The 23025-nt window shown below is 72.2% G+C and carries 18 protein-coding genes; 10 read left to right on the forward strand and 8 right to left on the reverse strand.

Annotated features, from left to right (window positions below):
• Positions 1-18: 18 nt before the first annotated feature.
• Both ACFWB8_RS10060 and ACFWB8_RS10065 read right to left on the reverse strand, forming a co-directional pair.
• Positions 19-1674 (reverse strand): amidohydrolase, encoded by a 1656-nt coding sequence (locus ACFWB8_RS10060; protein ID WP_385224114.1) that lies wholly within the window; start codon positions 1672-1674, stop codon positions 19-21.
• A 41-nt stretch (positions 1675-1715) separates the two neighbouring features.
• The gene (locus ACFWB8_RS10065) at positions 1716-3122 is read right to left on the reverse strand and encodes a purine-cytosine permease family protein (protein ID WP_385224116.1); all 1407 of its coding nucleotides are present in this window, start codon (positions 3120-3122) and stop codon (positions 1716-1718) included.
• 138 nt (positions 3123-3260) lie between these two features.
• On the opposite strand from ACFWB8_RS10065, the gene ACFWB8_RS10070 reads away from it, so the two are divergent.
• From ACFWB8_RS10070 to ACFWB8_RS10110, 9 genes are all read left to right on the forward strand, one after another.
• Positions 3261-3863, forward strand: a complete 603-nt coding sequence (locus tag ACFWB8_RS10070) for a TetR/AcrR family transcriptional regulator (protein WP_385224118.1) — start codon at positions 3261-3263, stop codon at positions 3861-3863.
• 318 nt (positions 3864-4181) lie between these two features.
• The gene (locus ACFWB8_RS10075; protein WP_385224120.1) at positions 4182-4448 is read left to right on the forward strand and encodes a hypothetical protein; all 267 of its coding nucleotides are present in this window, start codon (positions 4182-4184) and stop codon (positions 4446-4448) included.
• 146 nt (positions 4449-4594) lie between these two features.
• On the forward strand, positions 4595-5497 hold the full coding sequence (locus tag ACFWB8_RS10080) for an alpha/beta fold hydrolase (protein ID WP_385224122.1): 903 nt from the start codon (positions 4595-4597) through the stop codon (positions 5495-5497).
• Between the two features lie 225 nt (positions 5498-5722).
• On the forward strand, positions 5723-5887 hold the full coding sequence (fxsA, locus tag ACFWB8_RS10085; RefSeq protein ID WP_385224124.1) for an FxSxx-COOH cyclophane-containing RiPP peptide: 165 nt from the start codon (positions 5723-5725) through the stop codon (positions 5885-5887).
• 29 nt (positions 5888-5916) lie between these two features.
• A complete protein-coding gene (fxsBH, locus tag ACFWB8_RS10090) occupies positions 5917-8181 on the forward strand; it encodes a radical SAM/SPASM protein FxsBH, inactivated beta-hydroxylase extension form (protein WP_385224126.1) in 2265 nt (754 codons plus the stop codon).
• A gap of 119 nt (positions 8182-8300) precedes the next feature.
• Positions 8301-9035 carry an aminoglycoside N(3)-acetyltransferase gene (locus ACFWB8_RS10095; RefSeq protein ID WP_385224128.1) on the forward strand — a complete coding sequence of 245 codons (735 nt, stop codon included), beginning with the start codon at positions 8301-8303 and terminating at the stop codon, positions 9033-9035.
• Positions 9036-9078: 43 nt separating this feature from the next.
• Positions 9079-10455 (forward strand): TIR-like protein FxsC, encoded by a 1377-nt coding sequence (locus tag ACFWB8_RS10100; protein ID WP_385224204.1) that lies wholly within the window; start codon positions 9079-9081, stop codon positions 10453-10455.
• Positions 10439-14431, forward strand: coding sequence for an FxSxx-COOH system tetratricopeptide repeat protein (fxsT, locus tag ACFWB8_RS10105; protein WP_385224130.1), 3993 nt, complete (start codon positions 10439-10441; stop codon positions 14429-14431). The genes ACFWB8_RS10100 and fxsT overlap by 17 nt, the downstream gene beginning before the upstream one ends.
• A gap of 102 nt (positions 14432-14533) precedes the next feature.
• Positions 14534-15430 (forward strand): DUF4231 domain-containing protein, encoded by an 897-nt coding sequence (locus tag ACFWB8_RS10110; RefSeq protein WP_385224132.1) that lies wholly within the window; start codon positions 14534-14536, stop codon positions 15428-15430.
• 30 nt (positions 15431-15460) lie between these two features.
• On the opposite strand, the gene ACFWB8_RS10115 is transcribed toward ACFWB8_RS10110, so the two are convergent.
• From ACFWB8_RS10115 to ACFWB8_RS10130, 4 genes are all read right to left on the reverse strand, one after another.
• Positions 15461-15940 (reverse strand): hypothetical protein, encoded by a 480-nt coding sequence (locus ACFWB8_RS10115; protein WP_385224134.1) that lies wholly within the window; start codon positions 15938-15940, stop codon positions 15461-15463.
• A gap of 102 nt (positions 15941-16042) precedes the next feature.
• A complete protein-coding gene (locus ACFWB8_RS10120) occupies positions 16043-16888 on the reverse strand; it encodes a S1 family peptidase (protein ID WP_385224206.1) in 846 nt (281 codons plus the stop codon).
• Positions 16889-17083: 195 nt separating this feature from the next.
• Entirely contained in the window at positions 17084-17935 is an 852-nt protein-coding gene (locus ACFWB8_RS10125) for a DUF1684 domain-containing protein (RefSeq protein WP_385224136.1), read from the reverse strand.
• A 79-nt stretch (positions 17936-18014) separates the two neighbouring features.
• The gene (locus ACFWB8_RS10130) at positions 18015-19283 is read right to left on the reverse strand and encodes a DUF5685 family protein (RefSeq protein ID WP_385224208.1); all 1269 of its coding nucleotides are present in this window, start codon (positions 19281-19283) and stop codon (positions 18015-18017) included.
• 283 nt (positions 19284-19566) lie between these two features.
• Here ACFWB8_RS10130 and ACFWB8_RS10135 point away from each other — a divergent pair, with 283 nt between their 5' ends.
• Complete coding sequence (locus ACFWB8_RS10135; protein WP_385224138.1) at positions 19567-20019, forward strand: cell division protein SepF; 453 nt, start codon at positions 19567-19569, stop codon at positions 20017-20019.
• Between the two features lie 37 nt (positions 20020-20056).
• On the opposite strand, the gene ACFWB8_RS10140 is transcribed toward ACFWB8_RS10135, so the two are convergent.
• Positions 20057-21226, reverse strand: a complete 1170-nt coding sequence (locus ACFWB8_RS10140) for an acyl-CoA dehydrogenase family protein (RefSeq protein WP_385224140.1) — start codon at positions 21224-21226, stop codon at positions 20057-20059.
• A gap of 132 nt (positions 21227-21358) precedes the next feature.
• Complete coding sequence (locus tag ACFWB8_RS10145) at positions 21359-22987, reverse strand: MFS transporter (protein ID WP_385224142.1); 1629 nt, start codon at positions 22985-22987, stop codon at positions 21359-21361.
• Positions 22988-23025: the final 38 nt, after the last annotated feature.

Raw genomic sequence — 23025 nt, forward strand, 5'->3', positions numbered from 1 at the left:
CCCTGCCCGCGGGCGGGGTCAGGGGGCTCGGTGGGCGACCTCGCCCGCCACCACCACCGTCTCCGCGACCGTGCCCGGGATCTCGGACGCCGGGACGGAGAGGATGTCCCGGGACAGGACCACGAAGTCCGCCGCCTTGCCCACCGTGAGGGAACCCCGCTGCTCCTCCAGGAAGTTGGCGTGGGCGGAGCCCATCGTGTAGCCGTACACCGCCGTCCGCACGTCCACCGTCTCGGCCGGCTGCCACGGCTCGCCGCCGGCCAGGGGGCGGCGGGTCACCGCCGTGTAGATGCCGATCATCGGGTCCATCTCGGCCACGTTCCAGTCGCTGGAGAAGGCCAGCACCGCCCCCGCCTCGTGCAGGCTCCGCATCGGCCAGGCCTTGTGCCAGCGGCCTTCGCCCACGTTCTCGGCCCAGTCCTGCCCGGGGCCCGCGATCTCCGGTGCGCAGTGCCTCGGCTGCATGCAGGCCACCACGCCCAGTTCCGCGAAGCGCTCCACGTCCGCCGGGTCCAGGCATTCCACGTGCACCACCTGGTGACGCGCATCGCGCGGGCCGTTCACCGACCGCGCGTGTTCCACCGCGTCCAGGACGGTCCGGATCCCCCGGTCGCCCGTGGCGTGCACGAAGCACTGGAAGCCCCGTGCGTCCAGGTCGGCCAGCAGCTGCGCGAATTCCTCGGCCGGGTAGAAGGTCTCGCCCCGGTGGTGCCCGCAGCCCGCGTACGGCTCCAGCAGCGCCGCCGTACGCGGTTCCACCACGTCGTCGATGTACAGCTTGAGCGGGCCCACCCGCAGCCGGTCCCCGGAGTACCGGCGGGCCGCTTCCTCGAAGTCGGCCAGGTCGGCCTCCCCGGTGCCGCGCGGGTGGAACAGCGCCGCGACGATCCGCGAACGCAGCCGGCCCTCCGCCCGGGCCCGTTCGTAGAGTTCGAGGTCGTCGAGGGAGTTCTGCGGCTCCACCACCGTGGTGATGCCGAAGCGGATCGCGTCGTCGAGGCTCTGGGCGAGCCGCCCGTACTGCCGGTCCGGCGAGGCCCACGGCACGCCCAGTTCGCGCAGCGCCCGGTGGCCGTCCCGCGAGAGCCCCTTGACGGCGAAGTCCTTGACGAACCCGGTGGGTTCGCCTGTCCGCGGGTCCACCGCCGCCGTGCCGAAGGGCAGGTCAGTACGGTCCCGGGTGACGCCCAGGCGCCGTATGGCCGCCGTGTTCAGCCAAGCCGTGTGCACGTCGTACGAGAGCACGAGCGCCGGGATGTCACCGGTGACCGGGTCCAGGTCGGCGGCGTCCGGCATCCGCCCGCCCGGGATGGCGGAGTAGTCGAAGGCCTCGGCCTCGATCCACTCGGCGTCGGGGTTGGCCTGCCGCCAGGCCAGGATCCGCTCGTGGATGCCCTCCAGGGTGCGCACCCCGGCGAGCTGTACGCAGGCGTCGTCGGAGCCGAGCCGGACGTGGTTGTGCGCGTCGATGAAGCCGGGCAGGACCAGCTTGCCGCCCGCGTCGATCCGCTCGGTGTCCGGTCCGGCCCAGGCGGCGGCCTCGGCGTCCGGGCCGAGCCAGACGATCGTTCCGTCGTGGACGGCGAGGGCCTCGGCCTCGGGCAGGTGCGGGTCCACGGTGTGGATCCGGGCTCCGGTGAGCAGCAGGTCGGCGGGGAAGGGGCGGCGTGCCATGTGAGGGTGCTCCATTGCGGCGGGGGAGGTGGTCGGGTCGGTCAGGCGGCGGGGGCAGCGGCGGCGGGGGTGTACGAGGGGACCCGGCCGCGGGTGAGCGCCCAGTAGGCGAGGCCGGAGACGACGGAGCCGAGCAGGGTGAGGTCGGCGCCGCCGAGCGGGGCCACCAGCGGCCCGGTCCACAGCTCGGAGTCGCAGGTCAGGGCGGCGAAGGCCAGGCCGGCGAGCAGGGCGGCCATCCCGGCCGGGTGGTAGCCGGCGCGGTACCAGTAGGCGCCCGCGCTCCCGGCGTGCAGCGCGTCGGAGTCGTAGCGGCAGCGGCGCAGCAGCATGTCGGCGAGGAAGACCCCGCCCCAGGGCGCGAACACGATGATCAGGAGGGAGAGGAAGGAGAGCAGGGAGGTGGTGAAGTCGGTGAGGAAGAGCGCGGCGAGCGAGCCGACCGCGGTGACGGCGGCGCTGATCACGATGGCCCGGGCGCGGCTCCACGGGATGCCGAGGACCTGGAGGTTCAGGCTGGAGGAGTAGAGCGTGATGATCGAGTTGGTGACCGAGCCGCCGAGCACGAGGGCCAGGAACAGCGGCTGGAACCAGCCGGGCAGCAGGCTCTCGGCCCCCGCGACCGCGTCGGTCATGTCGGTCTGGGTGGCGGCGGCGACGCCCGCGACGCCCAGGGCCACGGAGGAGACGAAGCCGCCGAGGGCGCCCATCCAGGTGATCGACTTCAGGGAGGTGGTCCGGGGCAGGTAACGGGTGTAGTCGGCGGGCATCGGCAGGTACGAGAACGGCCCGGCGAGCATGACGACGAAGGCCAGGCTCCAGCCGGACAGCCCGGGGGCGGCGGCGGGGGCGGAGGTGTCGGCGCCGGGCAGGACGAAGACGAGCAGCGCGCCGAAGCCGACGGCGAGGACGTAGGCCATCCAGCGCTCGGCGAACTGCACGGTGGCGTGACCCCACATGGCGACGGCGAAGGTGAGCGCGAGGGTGATGCCGAGCGCGAGGCCCCGCGCCAGGTGGCCGCTCCCCAGGCCGACCTCGGCGAAGAAGACCTCCAGTGCGAGCGTCCCGACCACGGTGTTGACGATGGTGTAGCCGATGCTCACCACCCAGTTGAGGACGCCGGCCGGGAAGTTGCCGCGGACGCCGAAGGCGGCGCGGGAGATGACCAGGGTGGCGGTGCCGGTGCGGATGCCGCTGAGCCCGGCGGCGCTGACGGCGAAGAACGACAGCCCGCTGATCACGACGACGGCGGTGGCCTGCAGGAAGGAGAGCCCGAACGCCACGGCCAGGGCGCCGTTGATCACGTAGGTGAAGGTGAGGTTGGAGCCGAACCAGAGCCAGAAGAGGTCCTTGGCGCCGCCGTGGCGTTCCGCGTCGGGGATGGGGTCGATGCCGTGGGTCTCGACCCGGAACACCTCGTCCACGTCGGCTGTCTCCTGCTGTCCCATGACGGACCCCTGACCTTGAGCGATCTTGAATGACGTTCTAAGTTCTTGAATGGCATTCAAGATGCGGGCTGGACCGGGACCCCGTCAAGACCCTGTCCGGGATAAGGTCGGGCCACGAAGATCCGGAGGGCGGGAGCGGTGGCGGGAGCAACACGGCGGCGCGACGGGCGGATCGCCCAGGAGCGGATGCTGGAGGAGGCCATGGCGGCCATCGCCGAGAACGGGCTCGCGGCGCTCACCATGTCCGCGCTGGCCGAGCGCCTCGGCACCAGCGGCGGCCACATCCTGTACTACTTCGGCAGCAAGGACCGGCTCCTGCTGGAGGCCCTGCGCTGGAGCGAGGAACTGCTCACCGGCGAGCGCCGGGCCCTGCTCGGCCGCAGGGTGACGGCCGCCCGCAAGCTCGACCAGTTCCTGGAGCTCTACCTCCCCGAGGGGCCGCGCGACCCGCGCTGGACCCTGTGGATCGAGCTGTGGGCCCGTACGGCCTCCAACGAACCGCTGAAGGCGGCCCAGGAGGAGATCGACGAGAGCTGGCAGCGGGACCTGGAGGCGCTGCTGGCCAAGGGCGTGGACCAGGCCCGCTTCGCCCCCATGGACGTCCCCGCCCGGGCCTCGGAACTGCTCGCGCTGCTGGACGGGCTGAGCACCCGGGTGGTGCTGGGCCAGCGCGGCGCGGACCGCACCCGGGCCCTGGTCCAGGCCCGCTCGGCGGCGGCGCTCCTCGTTCCGCACGCGTAGCCCACGCGCCTTTTCGCGCTCCTTCTTCCGGAGGGGGACCTACGCGGCCGGCGCGCCCTCGGCGTTGCCGCAGTACGCCCGGAGCATCAGCTGCTTCATGTCGTCGGTCATCGGCATCCGCGGGTTGGCGGGGGCGCACTGGTCGGCGCGAGCGCGGCGTAGGCGCGGCGTAGGACTCGACGCCCTCGGCCGGGGTGGCGGCCGGCAGGCCCCGCATCTTCGCGATCTCCTGGAAGCACTCCGGCGCCCGGTAGACCTCGGCCTTCGGCCACGCGCGTCGGCGCGGCCGTGGGCGACGTGGAAGGTGTTGCCCAGGGTGTGCGCAACGCCGACGGGTTCGGCGATCCCGGTGATGCCGTCCTCGACGGCGAGCCCGGCCGGCTCGCCGTGGCGGCCCAGGGCCGCCAGCGAGGCCTTCTTGACGATGTGGTAGAGGAACTCCTTCCTATCGAACTCGACCCCAACCGTTTTCCCGATGGCTCAATTCGACACCCAAAAGCGGAATCCGCCGTGCCGAAAAAGCCCTTTTCCGGCAGGCCGAAGGGCCGTTCCCGACCGTTCGCACGTTCCGGATCACGCACCTGACCTGCATGGACACCAAAGAACCAAGGACCCGCGCGCATGTGTGAAACCTTTCACAAGAATTGTTGACGAAGTGCGCCCTACCGCACTCCTCCCTCAGCGAGCACAATCAGCCTGACGAGTCGCGTCAACCGTGAGGGAGGGAGCGCGTGCGCAGTCAGGTGCGCGTCGCGGACGGACGGAATCTGACGGTGGAGCGCTGGGGCGACCCGGACGGCAAACCGGTATTCCTGCTCCACGGCATGCCCGGCAGCAGGCTGGGCCCGGCCCCCCGGGGCATGGTGCTCTACCAGCGGCGGATGCAGCTCATCGCCTACGACCGACCCGGCTACGGCGGCTCCGACCGCCACCCGGGCCGCAGCGTGACCGACGTGGCCCAGGAGGTGGCGGCCATCGCCGACTCCCTCGGGCTGGACACCTTCGCCGTGGCGGGCCGCTCCGGCGGCGCCCCCGGCGCCTTGGCCTGCGCGGCCCTGCTCCCGGAGCGCGTCACCCGTACGGCGGCCCTGGTCCCCCTCGCCCCCCGGGACGCCAAGGACCTGGACTGGTTCGCCGGAATGGCCGCATCGAACGTACGGGAGTACACCACCGCCTCCGACGACCCCGAGGAGTTGGAGGCCCGGCTGATCCCGCGCGCCGCCGGCATCGCGCGGGACCCCCGTCGGCTGCTGGACGAGCTGCGCCGCGAGCTGACCGACAGCGACCGCATGATCGTCGCGGACTCGGGCCTGCGGGAGATGCTGCTGCGCAACTACCGCGAGGGGGTGCGCGCCTCCGCGTACGGCTGGATCGACGACATCCTCGCCTTCAGCCGCCCCTGGGGCTTCGACCCCGCCGACATCCGCTGCCCGGTGCTGATCTGGCACGGGGAGCTGGACGTGTTCTCCCCCGTGGGCCACTCGCGCTGGCTGGCCCGCCGCATCCCCGGGGCGACCGCGACCATCGACCCGGCCGCCGCGCACTTCGCGGCGCTGCGCGCGCTGCCCGCCGTACTGACGTGGCTGCTCAGGGAGCTGCCCGCCCCACCCATGGGTGAACAGCAGCCCGCTTAGGAGGCGTTCGGAACCGGGCCGGAACAGGAAAAGGATCTTGCGCTGCGGCAAACGGCGCAATGCGACATGGCGAGAAATCCGTCACGCTTTCCATAGAACGCTTGACCATGCGTCATGTCTCGGTTGCCAATGGAGTGTGGCCGAGTAAAGTCCACGCTTGACACCAGCATGTCGCTGGTGTCAATCCCCATGCCCATTCCACATGGCTTCCCCGAGGACGGTGTCGTGAACACTTCCGCAACCCCCCCGACCAGCACGGTCAAGGACCGCCGCGTCCCGCTCGCCCAGATCGACGTCCGCAGCGCGTCCGCGGCCTCGGCTCTCGACCGCGTGCTGCCGACGGAATCCGCTCGTCGCGTTCAGGCACCGATCTTCAACTCTGCGCTCTGACAGAGAAGTACGCGCTCTAGACTGGTGGAATGACCGGCCTGATCGCATTTCGCGAGATCGTCCTGAAAGTTCACAGCAGATGCGATCTTGCTTGTGATCATTGCTATGTCTACGAACACGCAGATCAGAGCTGGCGAGCCCGGCCGAAGGTGATCTCCCCCGAGGCGATTTCCCAGACCGCGTCGCGGCTCGCCGAACATGCCCGTGACCATGAACTCCCCTCCGTCACGGTGATTCTTCACGGAGGGGAACCCCTGTTGGCGGGCACCGCCCGGCTCCGGCTCGTGTGCGAGGCCCTCACCCGGGAAATCTCCGGGACCACCGCCCTCGACCTGCGGATCCACACCAACGGGCTCCAGCTCAGCCCCCGGTACCTCGACCTCTTCGACGAGTTCGGCGTCCGGGTGGGCATCTCCCTCGACGGGGACCGCGCCGCCAACGACCGGCACCGCCGCTTCGCGGACGGGCGCACCAGCCACCCCCTGGTCCTGGCCGCCGTCGACCTGCTGCGCTCCGAGCCGTACCGCCACCTCTACCAGGGTCTGCTCTGCACCGTGGACGTGGCCAACGACCCGATCGCCGTCCTGGACGCCCTCGTCGAACTCGACCCCCCGCGGGTGGACTTCCTGCTCCCGCACGCCACCTGGCAGACCCCACCGGTCCGCCCCGACGGCGCCCCCGACGCCTACGCGCGCTGGCTGCTGCGGATCTTCGACCACTGGGAGCGCCGCGAGCGCCCGGTCCCCGTACGGCTCTTCGAGTCCCTGCTCTCCACCCTGAGCGGCGGGCCCAGCCTCACCGAGTCCCTCGGCCTCGCGCCCACCGATCTCGTCGTCGTCGAGACCGACGGGACGCTGGAGCAGGTGGACTCCCTCAAGAGCGCTTTCGAGGGAGCCGCGGCCACCGGATACAACGTCTTCGACCACGCGTTCGACGAGGTCGCGGCCCACCCCGGGGTGCGCGCCCGGCAGCTGGGCCTGGCGGGCGTCAGCGACGAGTGCCGCCGCTGCCCCGTCGTACGTTCGTGCGGGGGCGGGCTCTACACGCACCGCTACAAGGCCGACGGCGGCACGGGGGCGGGCTTCGACAACCCGTCCGTCTACTGCACCGACCTGCGTGAACTCGTCGACGGCGTCGAGGGGCGTACGTCGGCCCGCGCGACCGCGCCGGAGCTGTCCGACCCCGCCGCCCTCGCCCGCTCCCAGGAGGAGCTGACCCGGGTCCTGCTCGCCCGGCTGAACGCCGACCGGACGGGTGATCCCGACTGGGCGCGGGCCTGGGAGCTGCTCGGGGCGGTGGAGGAGGCCGGCCAGACGGGCACGGACGCGCTGGACGCCGTACTGGACCACCCGTTCACCCGTACCTGGGTGCTGGCGGCCCTGGACCGGCCCGGCGAGGGCCCGCGCGACGCCGCGGAGGCGGCCCGCCGGCTCACGGCGCTGGCCGCGGCCGCCGTGCTGCGCGGCGGGCTGGACCTGCCGGCCGAGGTGGCCTACCGGGACGGCGAGGTCTACCTGCCGACGCTCGGGCTGCTGCGCCTGGGCGAGCCCGGTACGCAGGGGCGGGCCGCGCTGCGCGCCACGGACGAGGGGTACGCCGTACGGGACGGCCGCGCCGAGCACCGCTTCGGCCCGGCGGCGGGGGACGCGCGCTGGCTGCCCGTACGGACCTGGTCGCCCGGGCCGGACGCGGCGCCGGTGGCGCTGGAGGACCTCGACCCGTACCGCAACTGCTTCGCCCGCCCCCCGAGGCTGCGCCTGGGCACCGGGGAGGCCGAGGAGTGGCGGCTGCGGCTGTCCGGGGCCTGGACGCTGCTGCACTCCACGGTGCCCGGGTTCGCCCGGGCGGCGGCCGCCGGGCTGACCACGCTGACCCCGCTCGCGGGCGGGCCGCGGGCCGGCGGCTGGGGCGAGGCCGGGCGGCACGGGCCGGGCGCGCTCGGGGTGCCGTACGCGGCGGGGGTGCGGGAGACCGCGCTCGCGCTGCTCACCGGGCGCAGGCGGGCGCGGCTGCGGGCCCTGACCGAGGTGGCCGACCTGTACGCGCTGGACGGGGAGTGGCAGCACCCCTCGCCGTGGCGGGAGCGCCCGGTCCCGGTGTCCCGGCTGCTGGCCGACGTACACGAGCGGGTGGCGGTGGAGGCGTACCGGCGGGCGACGGCGTCCCCGGAGCCGGGGGGCGCGGACCGCATCCACCGGGCCCTGGACCGGCTGTCGGAGGCGGCCGAGCTGACGAGCACCGGCAAGCGGCTGGTGGCGGAGCTGCGCTGGGAGCTGAAGGCGGTCGACGCGTGAGCGGCCCGGGCGGCGACGGCCCCCCAGCCGCGGCGGCCCCACCCGCCCAGCCCCCACCCGCACAGCCCGGGATGCTCTCCCTCGCCGTCGGGTTGCGCCTGCTCGGCGTACGCCCGGGCATGCGCGTGCTCGCCCATGCCTCCCTCGGCGGCACCGGGCTGCGCGCCGAGGCGCTGCGGGACGCGCTGCTCGGCCTCGTCGGGCCGCGCGGGACCCTGGTGGTCCCGGCGTTCACCCCGGCGAACTCGCGTACGTCCACCGCCCACCAGAAGCGGATCGCGGGCCTCGACGAGGCGCAGGTGGCGGCCTTCCGTGACCGGATGCCCGCCTTCGACCGGGAGCGCACCCCGAGCGAGGGCATGGGCGCGCTGGCCGAGGCCGTGCGTACCGCTCCGGGCGCGGCGCGCAGTGCGCACCCGCAGACGTCCTTCGCCGCGCTCGGCAAGGACGCGGACGCGTTGTGCGCAGGTCATCGCCTCGAAAGCCATCTGGGTGAGGAGACACCCCTGGGAAAGATGTGCTGGGAGGGCGGGCAGGTGCTCATGATCAATGTGGGCTTTTCGGTCTGCACCGCTTTCCATCTCGCGGAGTATCGAATTCCGAAGCCCCCCTTGCGCATGTACGAGTGTGTGGTGAAGGTGAACCTTCCGGGAGGGCAGCCCGGGCGGCAGGGGGAAAGGTGGACCGCGTACGAGGACGTCGCGCTGGATGACAGCGATTTCGCCGAGATCGGCATGTCGTTCCCGGAATCCCGGGTGCGCAGGGGGCGGGTGGGAGGGGTACCGGCCATGCTCTTCTCGGTCCCGGATGCCGTCGATCACGCGCGTGAGTGGATGACCGAAAACAGACGCTGATTGACTGAACGATGAGGGGATGTAGCGAAGCAGCTCCGGAATGATGTTTCTTCGCTCGCATCTTCGGGACGGGGGGCGTGTGCCCGCATCAGTGCAGCCGTACTTTTTTCTCAGTTATGCGCATACACCGAGATTCGGGGCCGGGGGGCCCGATCCCGACATGTGGGTGGAGCGCCTGTTCCGTGATCTCTGCAGCCATGTCATGGCGCTGACGGATCTGCCCGCCGGATCCGATGCCGGGTTCATGGACCGGGAGATACGCAGCGGCGAGGGCTGGTCGGAACGGCTCGGGGCGGCGCTCGCCACCTGCCGCGTCTTCGTCCCCCTGTTCTCGCCGCGGTACTTCGCCAGTGAGATGTGCGGGAAGGAGTGGTACGCCTTCGCGCAGCGCGCCATCCAGCACGGCGCCGTCAGCAACCGGCCGGCCGAGGCCATCGTGCCCGCCCTGTGGGTTCCGGTACCTCCGTCCCAACTCCCCGGCCCGGCGGAGCGGTTGCAGTTCAACCACAACACCTTCGGCGAGCGCTACGTCACCGACGGGCTGTACGGTCTGATCAAGCTGCGCGGCTACGCGGAGCAGTACGAACGCGCCGTGTACGAACTCGCCAAACGGATCGTCCGGGTCGCCGAGACCGTCCGGCTCGACCCCGTCCGCCCGGTGGACTACCGGGTGGTGCCGAGCGCCTTCGGCACCCCGAGCAGCGCCGCCCGCACCCTGCACGTCACCGTGGCGGCCGCCTCCCGGCACGACCTGCCGGAGGGCCGCAGCCCCGAGTACTACGGGGACAGCGCGCTGGAGTGGAATCCGTACCATCCGGTGGCCCAGCGGCCCATCGCCTACGTGGCGGAGGACCTGGTCCGCAGCCTCAACTACCAGACCACCATGGGCTCCTTCGACGACGAGGCCGGTCACTTCGACAGCAAGCAGCCGCCGACCCGGCCGGAGATCCTGATCGTCGACCGGTGGGCCGTGGAGGACGAGCAGCGCCGCCAGCGGCTGGCCGCCTTCGACCAGGCCCCCCGCCCGTGGATCAACGTGGTCGTGCCGTGGAACCGCTACGACCACCAGAGCCGGGCGAAGGAGAGCGAGTTGGCCGACCGGCTGGAGGACACCATGCCCGTCAAGATGAGCCAGGGCCGGGCCGCCTGCCGGGCCGCCGCCAACGGCGTGGCCAACATGGAGACGCTCGGACAGATCCTGCCGCAGGTGGTCGAGGCGGCCGCCCAGCAGTTCCTGAGACACGCCCAGGTGTATCCGCCGACCGGCACCGCCACCGAACGACGGCGGCTGCTCGGCCCGATGGGAATGAACGAGCCGCCCGACCGGCCGGCCGCCCCCTTCCCGCCCGGCGCATCCAACGATGGACACAGTGAAAGCAACGACAACGACCGGGGGGACGCGGATGACAGCGAGTCGTGACAGCCGGGAAAGCCGTGACGGACGCATCGTCACCTTCTACTCGTACAAGGGCGGCACGGGCCGCACCATGGCGCTGGCCAACACCGCCTGGATCCTCGCCGCCAACGGCAAGCGGGTCCTCGCCTTGGACTGGGACCTGGAGGCCCCGGGCCTGCACCGCTTCTTCCACCCGTTCCTGGACCCCTCCACCCTCGGGGCCACGACCGGGGTCATCGACCTGATCAGCGAGTACGCCTGGGCGGCGACCAGTCCGGTGCAGCGCGCCGACGACTGGCACAAGGACTACGCGCGGATACAGCCGCACGCCGTCTCGCTCACCCCCGAGACCCTCGGCTGGGAGTTCCCCGCCGGCGGCACCCTCGACTTCGTCTCGGCGGGCAAGCAGAACCGCGAGTACTCGGCGACCGTGTCCACCTTCGACTGGGACAACTTCTACGACCGGCTCGGCGGCGGGCTCTTCTTCGACGCCTTACGGGCGGACATGAAGCAGAACTACGACTACGTCCTGATCGACAGCCGCACGGGGCTCTCCGACATCGCGGACATCTGCACCGTCCACCTCCCGGACGTCCTGGTCGACTGTTTCACCCTCTCCGACCAGTCCATCGACGGCGCCGCCTCCGTCGCCCGGCAGATCGACGAGCGCTTCAACGACCGCGGCATCAAGATCTACCCGGTCCCGATGCGCATCGACGAGGGCGAGAAGGAGAAGGCCGACGCGGGCCGCGCCCTGGCCCGCATCAAGTTCGACCGCTTCCCCAACGGCCTCATCGGGGACGACCTCACCTCCTACTGGGGCGCGGTGGAGATCCCGTACCGGCCCTACTACGCCTACGAGGAGACCCTGGCCACCTTCGGCGACGAGGCCGGGCTCACCAACTCCCTGCTCTCCGCCTTCGAACGGCTCACGGCCGTGGTCACCGAGGGCGACGTCACCTCCATGCCCGCGATCGGCGAGGAGGTCCGCCTGCGGATCCGGGACGCCTTCACCCGGCGCCGCCCGGCGCTGCCCGCCGACCTGTTCCTCTCCTACGTCGCCGAGAACCGCATGTGGGCCGACTGGATCGAGTCGGTGCTCACCCGGGCCGGCTTCCGGGTCGTCCCCAAGGACGTCTCCGCCGAACGGGTACCGGCCGCGCTCGGCGCCGGGGACACCCTGGGCGGCGGGACGGGCATCAGCATCGACACCGCCGCCCGGACCGTGGTGCTGCTCTCCAGCGCCTACCTCAAGTCCGCCCGGGCCGTGGACGTGTGGGAGCGTGCGGCCGCCGAGGACCCGACCGGCGGGCGGCGCCAGCTGGTGCCGCTGCGGGTGGGCGACGTACGCCTGTCCACGCCCTACATCGACCGCAACCCGGTGGACCTGTTCCGGCTCGACGAGGTGCACGCCACCACCGCCCTGCTGCGCGCGGTGGAGCGGCCCATGGCGCTCCCGGACAGCGTCGCCAGCACCTCGCAGCCCGGCCCCCGGTTCCCCGGGACGGTCCCGAAGATCTGGAACGCGCCGCCGCGCAATCCCGGGTTCACCGGGCGCTCCATCGTGCTGGAGCGGATGCGCGACCAGCTCGGCGGCGGCATGGCCGTGGTGCTGCCGCAGCCGCAGACCCTGTACGGGCTCGGCGGCGTGGGCAAGACCCAGGTGGCGCTGGAGTACGTGCACCGGTTCATGGCCGACTACGACCTGGTGTGGTGGATCTCCTCGGAGCAGACCGACGACGTGGTGGCCGCCCTCGCGGAGCTGGCCGTACGCCTCGGCGCGCAGACCGGCGAGGACATGTCGGCCGCCTCCCAGGAGGCGATCGACCTGCTGCGGCGCGGGGTGCCCTCCTCGCGCTGGCTGCTGGTCTTCGACAACGCCGACGATCCCGAGACGCTCAAGCGGTTCTTCCCGCCGGGCGGCCCGGGGCACGTGCTCGTGACCTCCCGCAACCAGTCCTGGTCCCAGTACGGGGACGCGCTGCCGGTCGACGTGTTCCTGCGCGAGGAGTCCATCGAACACCTCCAGCGCCGGGCCCCCGGACTCAGCAAGGACGACGCCGAGCAGGTGGCCGTCGCGGTGGGCGACCTGCCCCTCGCGGTCGAGCAGGCCGGCGCCTGGATCGCGGAGACCGCGACGCCGGTGTCCGCGTACATCGAGCAACTGGCCCAGCAGGCCGCCCGGGTGCTGGCGCTGAACCAGCCGCCCGGATACCCGGAGCCGGTGGCCGCCACCTGGAACGTGTCCATAGAGCGGCTCCAGTCCCGCTCGCCCGCTGCCGTGCGGCTGCTGCAGCTGTGCGCCTTCTTCGCACCCGAGCCGATCTCCGCGAACCTCCTCTACAGCAAGGAGATGATCGACGCGCTCAAGCCGTACGACTCCTCGCTCCAGGAGAAGCTGGTGCTCGGCCGCGTGATCCGGGAGATCGGCCGGTTCGCCCTGGCCAAGGTCGACCAGGTCAGCAACAGCATCCAGGTGCACCGCCTCGTGCAGGCGGTGATCCGGGCGCAGCTGTCCGAGGAGGAGCAGCGCGAGGCCCGGCACGCGGTGCACCGGATCCTCGCGGGCGCCCGGCCGGACGACGACGAGCCGATAGACAACCCGGAGACCTGGCCGCGGTTCAACACCATCTGGCCGCACCTGACGCCTTCCGAGGCGCGGTTCTGCAAGGAGCCGGAGACCCGCCGGCTCCTGATCGACCGCGTCCGGTACCTGTGGAAGCGCGGTGACTTCAAGGCCGCCTACCAGCTGGGCGAGGAGCTGCGCGAGACCTGGCGGGAGACCCTGGGCGGCGACGACCTCCAGTACCTCTACCTGCGCTTCCACCTCTCCAACATCCTGCGTTCGCAGGGCCGGTTCGTGGAGGCGATGGAGCTGGACGAGGGCACGCTGGAGCGGCAGCGGGACGCGCTGGGCCCCTCGCACCCGCACACGTACATGACCACCAGCGGCCTGGCGATGGACCTGGGCGCCCTCGGCCGGTACGGCGAGGCGATGGAGCTGGCCACGGCCGCGCACGAGGGCTTCGGGCAGATCTTCCACGAGGCGCACCCGCGCACCCTGGCCGCCGCGAACAACCTGGCGCTGAACCTGCGCATGGTCGGGCAGTACGCGCGGGCCAGGGAGATCGACCAGGAGGTCTTCGACCGGCGCACCGAGGTACTGGGAACGGACCACCCGTACACCCTTTCCTCGGCACAGAACCTGGCGCGCGACCTGCGCGAGGTCGGCCGGTACGACGACTCGGTGCAACTGCTGAGCCGGACGTACGAGATCTACAAGCGGACGCTGGGCCGGGCCTTCCCGGGCACCCTGTCGGCGGCGAAGAACCTGGCGGTGTCGCTGCGCCGGGCGGGCGTCACGGAGGACGCGCTGCGGCTGACGACGGCGACCCGCAACCGCTACCGGGCGAAGTACACCTCGGTCAACCCGGACGTGCTGGCCTGCGAACTGAACCTGGCGGCGGACCTGTTCGCGACCGGGGACCCGGGCGGGGCGCGGGACCTGGCGCAGGAGGTGGTGGACGAGTACATGAAGGTGCCGGGCGAGCGGCACCCGTACACCCTGGCCGCGGTCAACAACCTCGCGGTCTTCCACTGGGGCACGGGCGCGGCGGAGACGGCGGAGCCGATGCTGCGCCAGACCATCCGCTACATGCGCGAGGTGCTGGGCGACAACCACCCGCACACGGTCTTCGCGCACCTCAACCTGGCCAACGCCCGGGCCGACCTGGGTGATCCGGAGGGCGCCCTGGAGCTGGAGCGCCTCGCCGTGATGCGGCTGCGCGAGGCGCTGGGGGCGCACCACCCGGAGACCCTGGCGAGCGCCTCCAACATGGCGGTCAGCCTGGACTCGATGGGCCGCAAGGAGGAGGCGACCCGGGTACGGGCCGAGGCCGTCGCCGAACTGTCGCGGCTGCTCGGCGAGGACCACGGCCTGACCCGCTACGCGCGCGACGAGCGACGGGTCCACCGCGACCTGGAGCCCCTCGCCGTGTGATCCCGACCGGCGGGCGCCGGGGAACGCACCAGGTCCCCGGCCGCCCGCCACCATGACGGCAGACTGCCCGACAGCAGACTGGGGGGCGCTGTGACCGACAGCATGACCTTTCGAAACGAGGACCTGCCCGTCCTCTTCCACCACACCGACCAGGCGGCGATCTCCCGGCAGCGGGAGTCCACCCAGGCCACGCGCGCCCAGCTGATGCTGCTCGTCGCGGCCGCGGCGGCCGCCGCCCTGCCCTCGGGGCCCAAGCTGGGGTCCATGTACCTGTTCGGGCTGCTGAGCGTGCTCGCGTACGCCGGGGTGCTGGCCGTGGGCATACGGGCGACCCGGCGCCGGGCCCGCCCGCAGTGGCAGCTCAACCGCAGCGCGGCGGAGTTCATCAAGTCCCTGGCCTGGCGGTACGCCGTGCACGGGGCGCCGTTCGGCAGCGATGTGGCCGGGGCGGAGGGGGCGTACCGCGCCCGGCTGGAGGCGGGTCTGGACGAGCTGAAGAAGATGGGCTGGGAGGATCCGCGCGGCTCCGGGACGGTGCCGGAGGGCGGGGAGATCACCGGGGCGATGCACCGGCTGCGCGGGCTGAACTACCAGGTGCGGCGGGAGACTTACGTCCGGGACCGGCTGATCGAGCAGCGCAACTGGTACCAGCGCAAGACGGAGGTGTCGCGGCGGGCGACCGCCCTGTGGTCGTGGACGATCGTGCTCCTGACCTGTCTGGCCCTGCTGTTCGCGCTGATCGGGGCCTTCGGTTCGGGACCGGCGCCGAAGCTGACGGGACTGCTGAGCGCGGCGGCGGCGGCCGGGATCGCGTGGAACGAGGTGCGGCGCCACCATCCGCTGATCGAGGCGCACACCCTGATCGAGCAGGACCTGGCGGCGATGATGGTCGTGATGCAGACGACCATCACCGAGTCCCAGTGGCCCTCGTCGGTGTACGAGACCGAGCGGTACGTGTCCCCGCAGCACACGGACTGGCTGGCCAGACACAGCAGTTGAGGCCCCGGCCGGTCGGGGCGGGGGCGCGGCTCAGTCCCGGGTCACGCCCTCGCGCCAGATCACGGTGACGGGTTTGCCGAGCCGGCGTGCGTAGGCGACGATCTCGGCGGTTCCGCCGTGCCCGCGGGCGGGCTGTCCGTCCCAGACGGCGACGAGCCGGTCACAGGAGTCGGCGATGTAGGTGCCGGCGGCGTAGTAGGCCTCGTCGGTGGAGCGCTCGAAGGCCATCCGGACCTCTTGGGTGGCCCGGCGCTTGAGCCCGAGGTAGCCGGCGAGCGCCCCGGCGCCCTCGAAGGCGTCCTCGTAGTCCCCGCTGGGGATCACCACGGTGAGGTCCGCGCCGCATTCCAGGGCAATGGCGGCGAACAGCTGGTCCGCTCCCTCCGCGAGGCTGGAGAGCGCCTCCAACGGCCTTTCTTGGCCCTCCAGTACGGCCCGCAGGCCTGCTTCCACATGGCCGAGCGCCTCGTCGGGAATCGATCGGTGCCCGGTCACGCCGATACGTTTCATGCGAAAACCTGCTCCCCCCGCAGACACGGACGCCCTGGACATCCTCCCAGAAGGCGGGAGGACGTCCAGGGGTGCAGCGGGGGCGCAGCGCCCGGGACAGGTCTAGTACACGCTGACTCCGTACGCGCTGAGCGCTTCGACGACGGGCTGGAAGAAGGTGGTCCCGCCCGAAGAGCAGTTGCCGCTGCCCCCGGAGGTGAGGCCCACAGCGCGGGTGCCGGAGTAGAGCGGGCCGCCGCTGTCGCCGGGCTCGGCGCAGACGTTGGTCCGGATCATGCCGTAGACGACGTCGCCGCCGCCGTAGTTGACGGTGGCGTTGAGGCCGGTCACAGAGCCGCCGTGGATGCCGGTAGTGGAGCCGCGGCGGGTCACGGACATGCCGTTGGTGGCGTTGACGGCGCTGGTGATGTCCTGGCTGCCGACGGTGCCTGGAGGCACGGGCGAGTTGCTGGCGTACTTGATCAGGCCGTAGTCGTTGGTCGGGAAGCTGGATCCGACGGTGGTGCCGATGGTGCTGGTGTGGGAGGAGTTGGTCCACCAGGTGCCCGCACCGTCGGTGCAGTGGCCGGCGGTGAGGACGTAGTAGGTGCTGCCGCTGCGGACGTTGAAGCCGAGCGAACAGCGCCAGCTCGACGCGTAGATGGCGTCGCCGCCGGAGAGCAGTTTGGTGAGCTTGCCCGGGGTGCGCTCGATGCGCAGGGCCCCGGCGTCCGCTCCGGCCTCGCGGCGGATTCTCGCGATGTCGGTGGCGGAGACGGTGGAATCGGCGGTGACCACCAGGGTTCCGGTGGCCGGGTCGGTGTGCCAGGCGGTGCCCGCGACGTCGGCGCGCAGGACCGACGCCCCGGCCGAGGCGAGGCGGGCGGCGCTGAAGCCCGTGTCCTTGACGTCGCTGCCCGCGTCGGCCTGCGCCGCCGTGGGGATGGCCAGGGCGGCCACGGCGGCCATGCCGGTGGCCACCGCGAAGAGCCTGGTATGGATGATGCGGTTGATCCTCACGTCTCGTCCTCCCGGAGGGGATCGGGGGCCCGGCGGTCGTGGGGGTGCCGTGACCCGTGGGGGGCGGCCGGGGCACGGCGGGCGCATGGCCGTTCGTCGTGCTCCTGACAAGCCCCGAGAGGTGCTGTCGGGAGTGTCCTGTCGTCAGATACCGGTCGCAAGGGCGGCTTTCAGCCGACGCTCGCCCGCGGCGACTTCGAACGGCAGGGTGTTCCCCGGCGGCGGGAACGGACAGATGAAGTGATCCGCGAAGGCGCAGGGCGGCAGCTGGACCCGGTTGAGGTCCACGACGATCGGGGCTCCCCCTGACTCCGTCCCGGGTGACCCCCAGGCCGGCACACCGGGCCTGAGGAAGCGGAAGCGATAGCTGGAGCGGCCGCCCGTGGCATCGCCGATGACCGCCCAGAGGCTGCCGTCGTCCTCGTCCACGGCCACCTGGAGCCGGTGCGTCGCCCCGTCGAAATCGAAGCTCAGCTCGCCGCCGAGACCGAGCCCGCGGGCCCGCCCGTCGGCGTTCTCCACCTGGACGGTCCGGTCCTGCGCGTACGGCTGGAAGCGCCCCGGCAGGACGAAGGCCGGATCGTACGGGGTCGCCTCGATGCCCGCGAAGGCGGCGCGGGCCCCGGAGGCGGGGTCGAAGACGCGCACCGCCCACTCCCCCTCCCGCCGGATCACGACGAGCCGTACGTCCCCGGCCGCGATGCGGGAGTGCGAGGGCGGGCTCCCGTCCGCGGCGAGCACGACGTCACCGGTGAAGGGCTCGCCGTCCAGACTGATGCCGTCCTCGGCGGCCGCGGCCAGGGTCACTCCCGCCCCGGTGGTGCGCCAGCGCCCCGGAACGGCCGGAATTCGACCTTCCGGGTAGTCGGCGAGCCAGTGGGTGCCGATCAGCGCGAGGGGGCCGTAGGGGGCGGACACGGCGGCCACCCGGTGTTCGTGCCACTGTTTCCACGCCACGTCGGGATCGGGGTCGATGTCATGTGCGTCAGCGCTCATGCCGCTCAGCCCTTCCCCCGCAGGCTGGCACGGGAACCTCCCGGTACGCCGTCCGGGCCTGCGGCCTTCTGACCGATGCTCAGCAGTCGCAGGGACAGCAGCAGTCGCACCCGTCACAGCCGCAGTCGCAGTTCCCGCAGCCGGGGTCGCAGTCGCAGGCGTCACACCACGGATCGCGCTTCTTGCGGGACCACGGACCCTCGTGGTCGCTACAGCACAGCTGGCAGGTGCAGAACAGCCCGAGGGCCACCGCGCAGCCCGCGAGCAGCCCGCGGCGCGGCTTCTGCGGGGGTATCCCGCCGCCACCGCCACCACCGCCGCCCGGCCCCATGGGCGGCGGCGGCATCCCGGGCCCGCCGGGGGCGTACGGATTGCCGGTGCCGTACGGATCGGCGGTCCCGTACGCAGGGCCCGCGCCCGGGGCCCCGTATCCCTGCGGCGGCGGCCCGAAGCCCCCCGCCGAGGCGGAGCCGTCGTGGCGGTGCGCGCAGCCGCTCGTCCCGAAGGCCCGGTCCACGGAGGTGCGCAGCTCGTGCACCAGCAGCCGGTGGGCGAGCCCGGCGTCCGCGAACTCCACCTCGCGCAGCGCGAGCCGGATCCCCTCCAGGGCGTCGTCGCAGAGCCGCCGGGCCTCGGTGAGCGGGGTACCGGTGGCGGTCAGCGGGTTCCAGGCTCCGGCCGCGCGGTCCGCGGCCTGGTCCTCGACCGCGTCCAGCAGGTGCGCGAGGCGCCCGAAGTACCGGCCCGCCTCGGCGAGCGCGGGCGCGTTGCCTGGCCGTCCGGCGAGGGTCGCGGTATGCGCGAAGGCGGCGGCCGTCGCGGTCTCGGTGGGCTCGGTGACCACGAGCACCGGAGTCCCCGGGCCGGCCAGGATCTCGATGCCCGGCTGCCGGTCCACGGCGTCGACGAGCACGGCCGTGTCGAAGCCGAGCGAGGCCCCGGTGCGGGCGCCCGCGCGGTCCCAGCCCCGGGCCACCCGACGGGCGGCGGCGGCGATCGGGGCGCGGGCCAACAGCCCGTCCCGGTCGGCCACGTGGTCGCGCACCTTCGCGGAGGCCAGCACGAGCGAGACGGCGGCCGCGAGCCGCGCCCCCTCGCCGTTCGCCACCGCGGCGGTGCGCATGCCGCGCAGGGGACAGGGGCCCGCGGTGCGGCGGGCGCCGGGTGCGGGGCCGGACTGAGCCTCCGTCAGAACAGAGACGAGCAAACCGTCGTAGTTCGTGACGATCCGGGCGAACTGCCCGTGGTCCCCTCTAAGTGCCAGGCACAGCCCGCACAGATGGGCCATCCACTCCGACTTGAACCGCTCCCCCAGCCGGTGCGTGCAAGGTCTGACGATGCCGAACAATCCGCTTCCCCCGTGTGTCATACGCGTACCCGACGCGCATCGTATCGAGCCGCGTCCTTCACCCGTACGTCCCCGTCGGTCACCCGCACGGCAGCAGTGGTCGTATTTTCACTCAGTCAGCAGTGGTACCGGCCGGGATCCTTGACGGTGCAACGGATGTTCTGCACCAGTACCGTCACGAAAAGCCTGCGCGGCGACTATCCACTTGGCGCGTTGTCAGCATCATGGACGACCATAGGGGCAGCGGAGAGAAGACAACTGACCGCGGTGAGAGGAGGCGTCCATGGGTTCGGTGCGCAAGGCGAGTGCCTGGCTGGGTCTCGTGGAAGACAGCGACGACGAGCGTTACTACGACGACGACTACGCGGAGGCCGGCCAGGGTGGCTCGGTGTCCGGCCCGGGCGACCAGTGGGTCACCGACCCGCGCGTCAAGGTGGCGTCGGAGTCGGCCGTCGGGCAGGGCCGTCGGATCGCGACGGTCACCCCGGACGGCTTCCGTGACGCGCGGGGCATCGGCGAGCTGTTCCGCGAGGGCGTCCCGGTGATCGTGAACCTGTCGTCCATGGACCCGGGCGACGCGAAGCGCGTCGTCGACTTCGCGGCCGGACTGACCTTCGGGCTGCGCGGTTCGATCGAGCGGGTGGCGACCAGGGTCTTCCTGCTGACCCCGGCCGACACCCAGATCGTGAGCGGCGAGCCCGGCGGCCGCTCGCGCGACTTCTTCAACCAGAGCTGAGCAGGGCTCTCACGGGCTCCCTCCGGTCCTCCCGGGCCTAACGGAAGGCGTCGAGCCCGGTGAGCGCCTTGCCCAGCACCAACTGGTGCATCTCGACGGTGCCCTCGTAGGTGAGGACCGACTCCAGGTTGGTGGCGTGGCGCATGACGGGGTATTCCAGCGAGATCCCGTTGGCGCCGAGGATGGTCCGCGCGGTGCGGCAGATGTCGATGGCCTCGCGGACGTTGTTGAGCTTGCCGAAACTGATCTGCTCCGGCCGCAAGGTGCCCGCGTCCATCCGCCGGCCCAGGTGGTGGGCGAGCAGGATGCCCTTGTGGAGCTCCAGCGCCATGTCCGCGAGCTTGGCCTGGGTGAGCTGGAAGCCGCCGATGGGCCTGCCGAACTGCTCGCGCGTCTTCGCGTAGCCGAGCGCGGCCTCGAAGCTGGCGCGCGCCGCGCCCATGGAACCCCAGATGATCCCGTACCGCGCGTGGCTGAGGCAGCCGAGCGGTCCCTTGAGCCCGGTGACGCCCGGGAGCACGGCGTCGGCCGGCAGGCGTACGTCGTCCATCACGAGCTCGCTGGTGACGCTGGCCCGCAGCGACCACTTGTGCTTGATCTCCGGAGCCGAGAAACCGGCGGTGCCGGTCGGGACGGCGAAGCCGCGGATCCCCTCGTCGGTCTGCGCCCACACGACGGCGACGGAGGCCACCGACCCGTTGGTGATCCACATCTTGCGCCCGTTCAGCACCCAGTCGGTGCCGTCGCGCTTGGCGTGGGTCCGCATCGCGGCGGGGTCCGATCCGACATCGGGCTCGGTGAGCCCGAAGCAGCCGATCAGCTCACCGGCCGCCATGCCGGGCAGCCAGCGCTGCTTCTGTTCCTCGGAGCCGTACTTCCAGATCGCGTACATCGCGAGGGATCCCTGGACGGAGACGAGGGAGCGGATCCCGGAGTCGGCGGCCTCCAGCTCCAGGCAGGCCAGGCCGTACTGCACGGCGCTGGCGCCGGCGCAGCCGTACCCGGTGAGGGACATCCCGAGCGCCCCGATCGCCCCGAGCTCCCGGGCCAGCTCCCGGATCCCGGGCAGCTCGCCGCTCTCGTACCACTCGGCGATGTGCGGCAGCACGCGGTCGGCGGCCCAGTCGCGGACGGTGTCGCGTACGGCGAGGTCCTCGGGGCTGAGGAGCTCGTCGAGCCCGAGCGGATCGGTGGGAACGAAGGACACGGGGGCCTCCCGGCGGGCCTGGACGAAACCTAGCGCTGCAAGTTTGGCCCTACCCCCGCCGCTGGTCCACCCCGGCCTGCCGTTCGCCGCGGCGGCCGGGTCAGCCGACGGCAGGGTCAGCCGACCGCCGGGTCAGCCGACGGCCGGGGCGCGCTCGGACGTGGCCTGCGCCGGGAGGCGGACCGGCTCGGCCCCGGCCGGGTCGGAGCACTCCATGACGCGCGGAAGCTTCAGCGCCATCACCGCCCCGGCGAGCAGCAGTCCCGCACTCACCACCAACGTCACGTGCAGCCCTTGCACGAACGAGTGCCGCGCCGCCTCGTACAGCGACTCCCCCGCCGGCCCGCCCAGCCGCGCGGCGATCTGGTAGGCCTCGCCCAGGGAGTTCGCCGCCCGCGCCGAGTCCGCCGCCGAGACCCCCGGCACCCGCGCCAGCCCCGGCGCGTAGGCCGCGTTCATCACGCTGCCGAGCAGCGCGATGCCCATGCCCGCGCCCAGCTGGTACGAGGTCTCGCCGATCGAGGCCGCGCCCCCGGCCGTATCCGCCGGAGCTTCGCTCAGCATCGACTCGTACGCCCCGAACAGGGTGGTCTGCAGGCCGAAGCCGAGCAGGATGAAGCCCACCGTCAGCAGCACGGGCCGGTCCTGCTGCCCCATGAAGGTGAGCAGGAGCACGGCTGCGGCGGTCAGCAGGAAGCCCAGCGACACCATCGTCCGCGGCCCGATCCGCGCGAGCGTGTACGACCCGGTGGCCCCCGCGGCCATGGCGGCGAAGGTGAGCGGCAGCAGCCGCAGCCCGGTCTCCAGGGGGCTGAGGTGCAGCACCAGCTGGAGGTACTGGACGGCGATCAGCTCCAGGCCGACCAGCGCCAGCATGGCGAGCACGATGCAGCCGACGGACGTCGTGAAGGCGGCGCGGGAGAACATCCGCATGTCGATCAGCGGATGTTGCCGCCGCTTCTGCCGCCGGACGAAAAGGATCACCAGGGCCGCCCCGAGCACCAGCGGAACCAGCGCCTCGGGGTCGGCCAACTGCCGCTCCGCGCCGAGCCGCTTCACCCCGAGGACCGCGCCGAGCACACCGGCGGCGGCCATGAGCGCGCCGAGTACGTCCCACGGCCCGTCGCACGAGCCCTTGGACTCGGGCAGCAGCCAGCGGCCGAGCGGCAGGATCAGCGCCATCAGCGGGATGTTGATGAGGAAGACCGAGCCCCACCAGAAGTGCTGGACCAGGAAGCCGCCGAGAACCGGACCGCCGGCCGCGCCGATGGCGGCGACGGCGGTCCAGATGCCGATGGCGAGGGCCCGCTCGCGCCGGTCGGGAAAGACCTGGCGCAGGATCGAGAGGGTGGCGGGCATGATCATCGCGCCGCCGACCCCGAGCAGGGCGCGGGCGGCGATCAACACCTGGGCGTTGTCGGCGAGGGCCGCCATCGCGGAGGCGGCGCCGAAGAGCCCGTAGCCGAGGAGGAGGATCCGGCGGCGGCCGACGCGGTCGCCGAGGGTGCCGAAGAGGATCAGGAGGGCGGCGCACACCAGCGGGTAGGCGTCGACGATCCACAGGAGCTCGATCGAGCCAGGACGCAGGTCCTCGGTGACGGAGGGGACGGCGACGTGGAGGATCGTCGCGTCGAGCGCGACGAGCACCAGGCTGACGCACAGGACGGCCAGCACGGCCCAGCGGCTGGCCCCGCCGGAGATGGCGCCGAGTCGCTGCCAGGGGGAAGGGTTCCTGTCGCCGGCCACGTTCGTCCCCGACATGCATGTACCTCCCAGGTGATCCCTCGCACTCGGCGGAC

The organism is Streptomyces sp. NPDC060031 (genome assembly GCF_042736805.1).
In the GTDB taxonomy this organism is placed as follows: domain Bacteria; phylum Actinomycetota; class Actinomycetes; order Streptomycetales; family Streptomycetaceae; genus Streptomyces.

Excerpts from the sequence above, each read along its gene's own strand:
- ACFWB8_RS10135 (WP_385224138.1), top strand. The coding sequence starts at position 19,567 with ATGGGTTCGGTGCGCAAGGCGAGTGCCTGGCTGGGTCTCGTGGAAGAC.
- fxsBH (WP_385224126.1), top strand. The coding sequence starts at position 5,917 with ATGACCGGCCTGATCGCATTTCGCGAGATCGTCCTGAAAGTTCACAGC.
- ACFWB8_RS10065 (WP_385224116.1), bottom strand. The coding sequence starts at position 3,122 with ATGGGACAGCAGGAGACAGCCGACGTGGACGAGGTGTTCCGGGTCGAG.
- ACFWB8_RS10125 (WP_385224136.1), bottom strand. The coding sequence starts at position 17,935 with ATGAGCGCTGACGCACATGACATCGACCCCGATCCCGACGTGGCGTGG.
- ACFWB8_RS10115 (WP_385224134.1), bottom strand. The coding sequence starts at position 15,940 with ATGAAACGTATCGGCGTGACCGGGCACCGATCGATTCCCGACGAGGCG.
- ACFWB8_RS10145 (WP_385224142.1), bottom strand. The coding sequence starts at position 22,987 with ATGTCGGGGACGAACGTGGCCGGCGACAGGAACCCTTCCCCCTGGCAG.
- ACFWB8_RS10060 (WP_385224114.1), bottom strand. The coding sequence starts at position 1,674 with ATGGCACGCCGCCCCTTCCCCGCCGACCTGCTGCTCACCGGAGCCCGG.
- fxsT (WP_385224130.1), top strand. The coding sequence starts at position 10,439 with ATGACAGCGAGTCGTGACAGCCGGGAAAGCCGTGACGGACGCATCGTC.
- ACFWB8_RS10100 (WP_385224204.1), top strand. The coding sequence starts at position 9,079 with ATGTTTCTTCGCTCGCATCTTCGGGACGGGGGGCGTGTGCCCGCATCA.
- ACFWB8_RS10110 (WP_385224132.1), top strand. The coding sequence starts at position 14,534 with ATGACCTTTCGAAACGAGGACCTGCCCGTCCTCTTCCACCACACCGAC.
- ACFWB8_RS10095 (WP_385224128.1), top strand. The coding sequence starts at position 8,301 with ATGCGCGTGCTCGCCCATGCCTCCCTCGGCGGCACCGGGCTGCGCGCC.
- ACFWB8_RS10120 (WP_385224206.1), bottom strand. The coding sequence starts at position 16,888 with ATGGCCGCCGTGGCCGCCCTGGCCATCCCCACGGCGGCGCAGGCCGAC.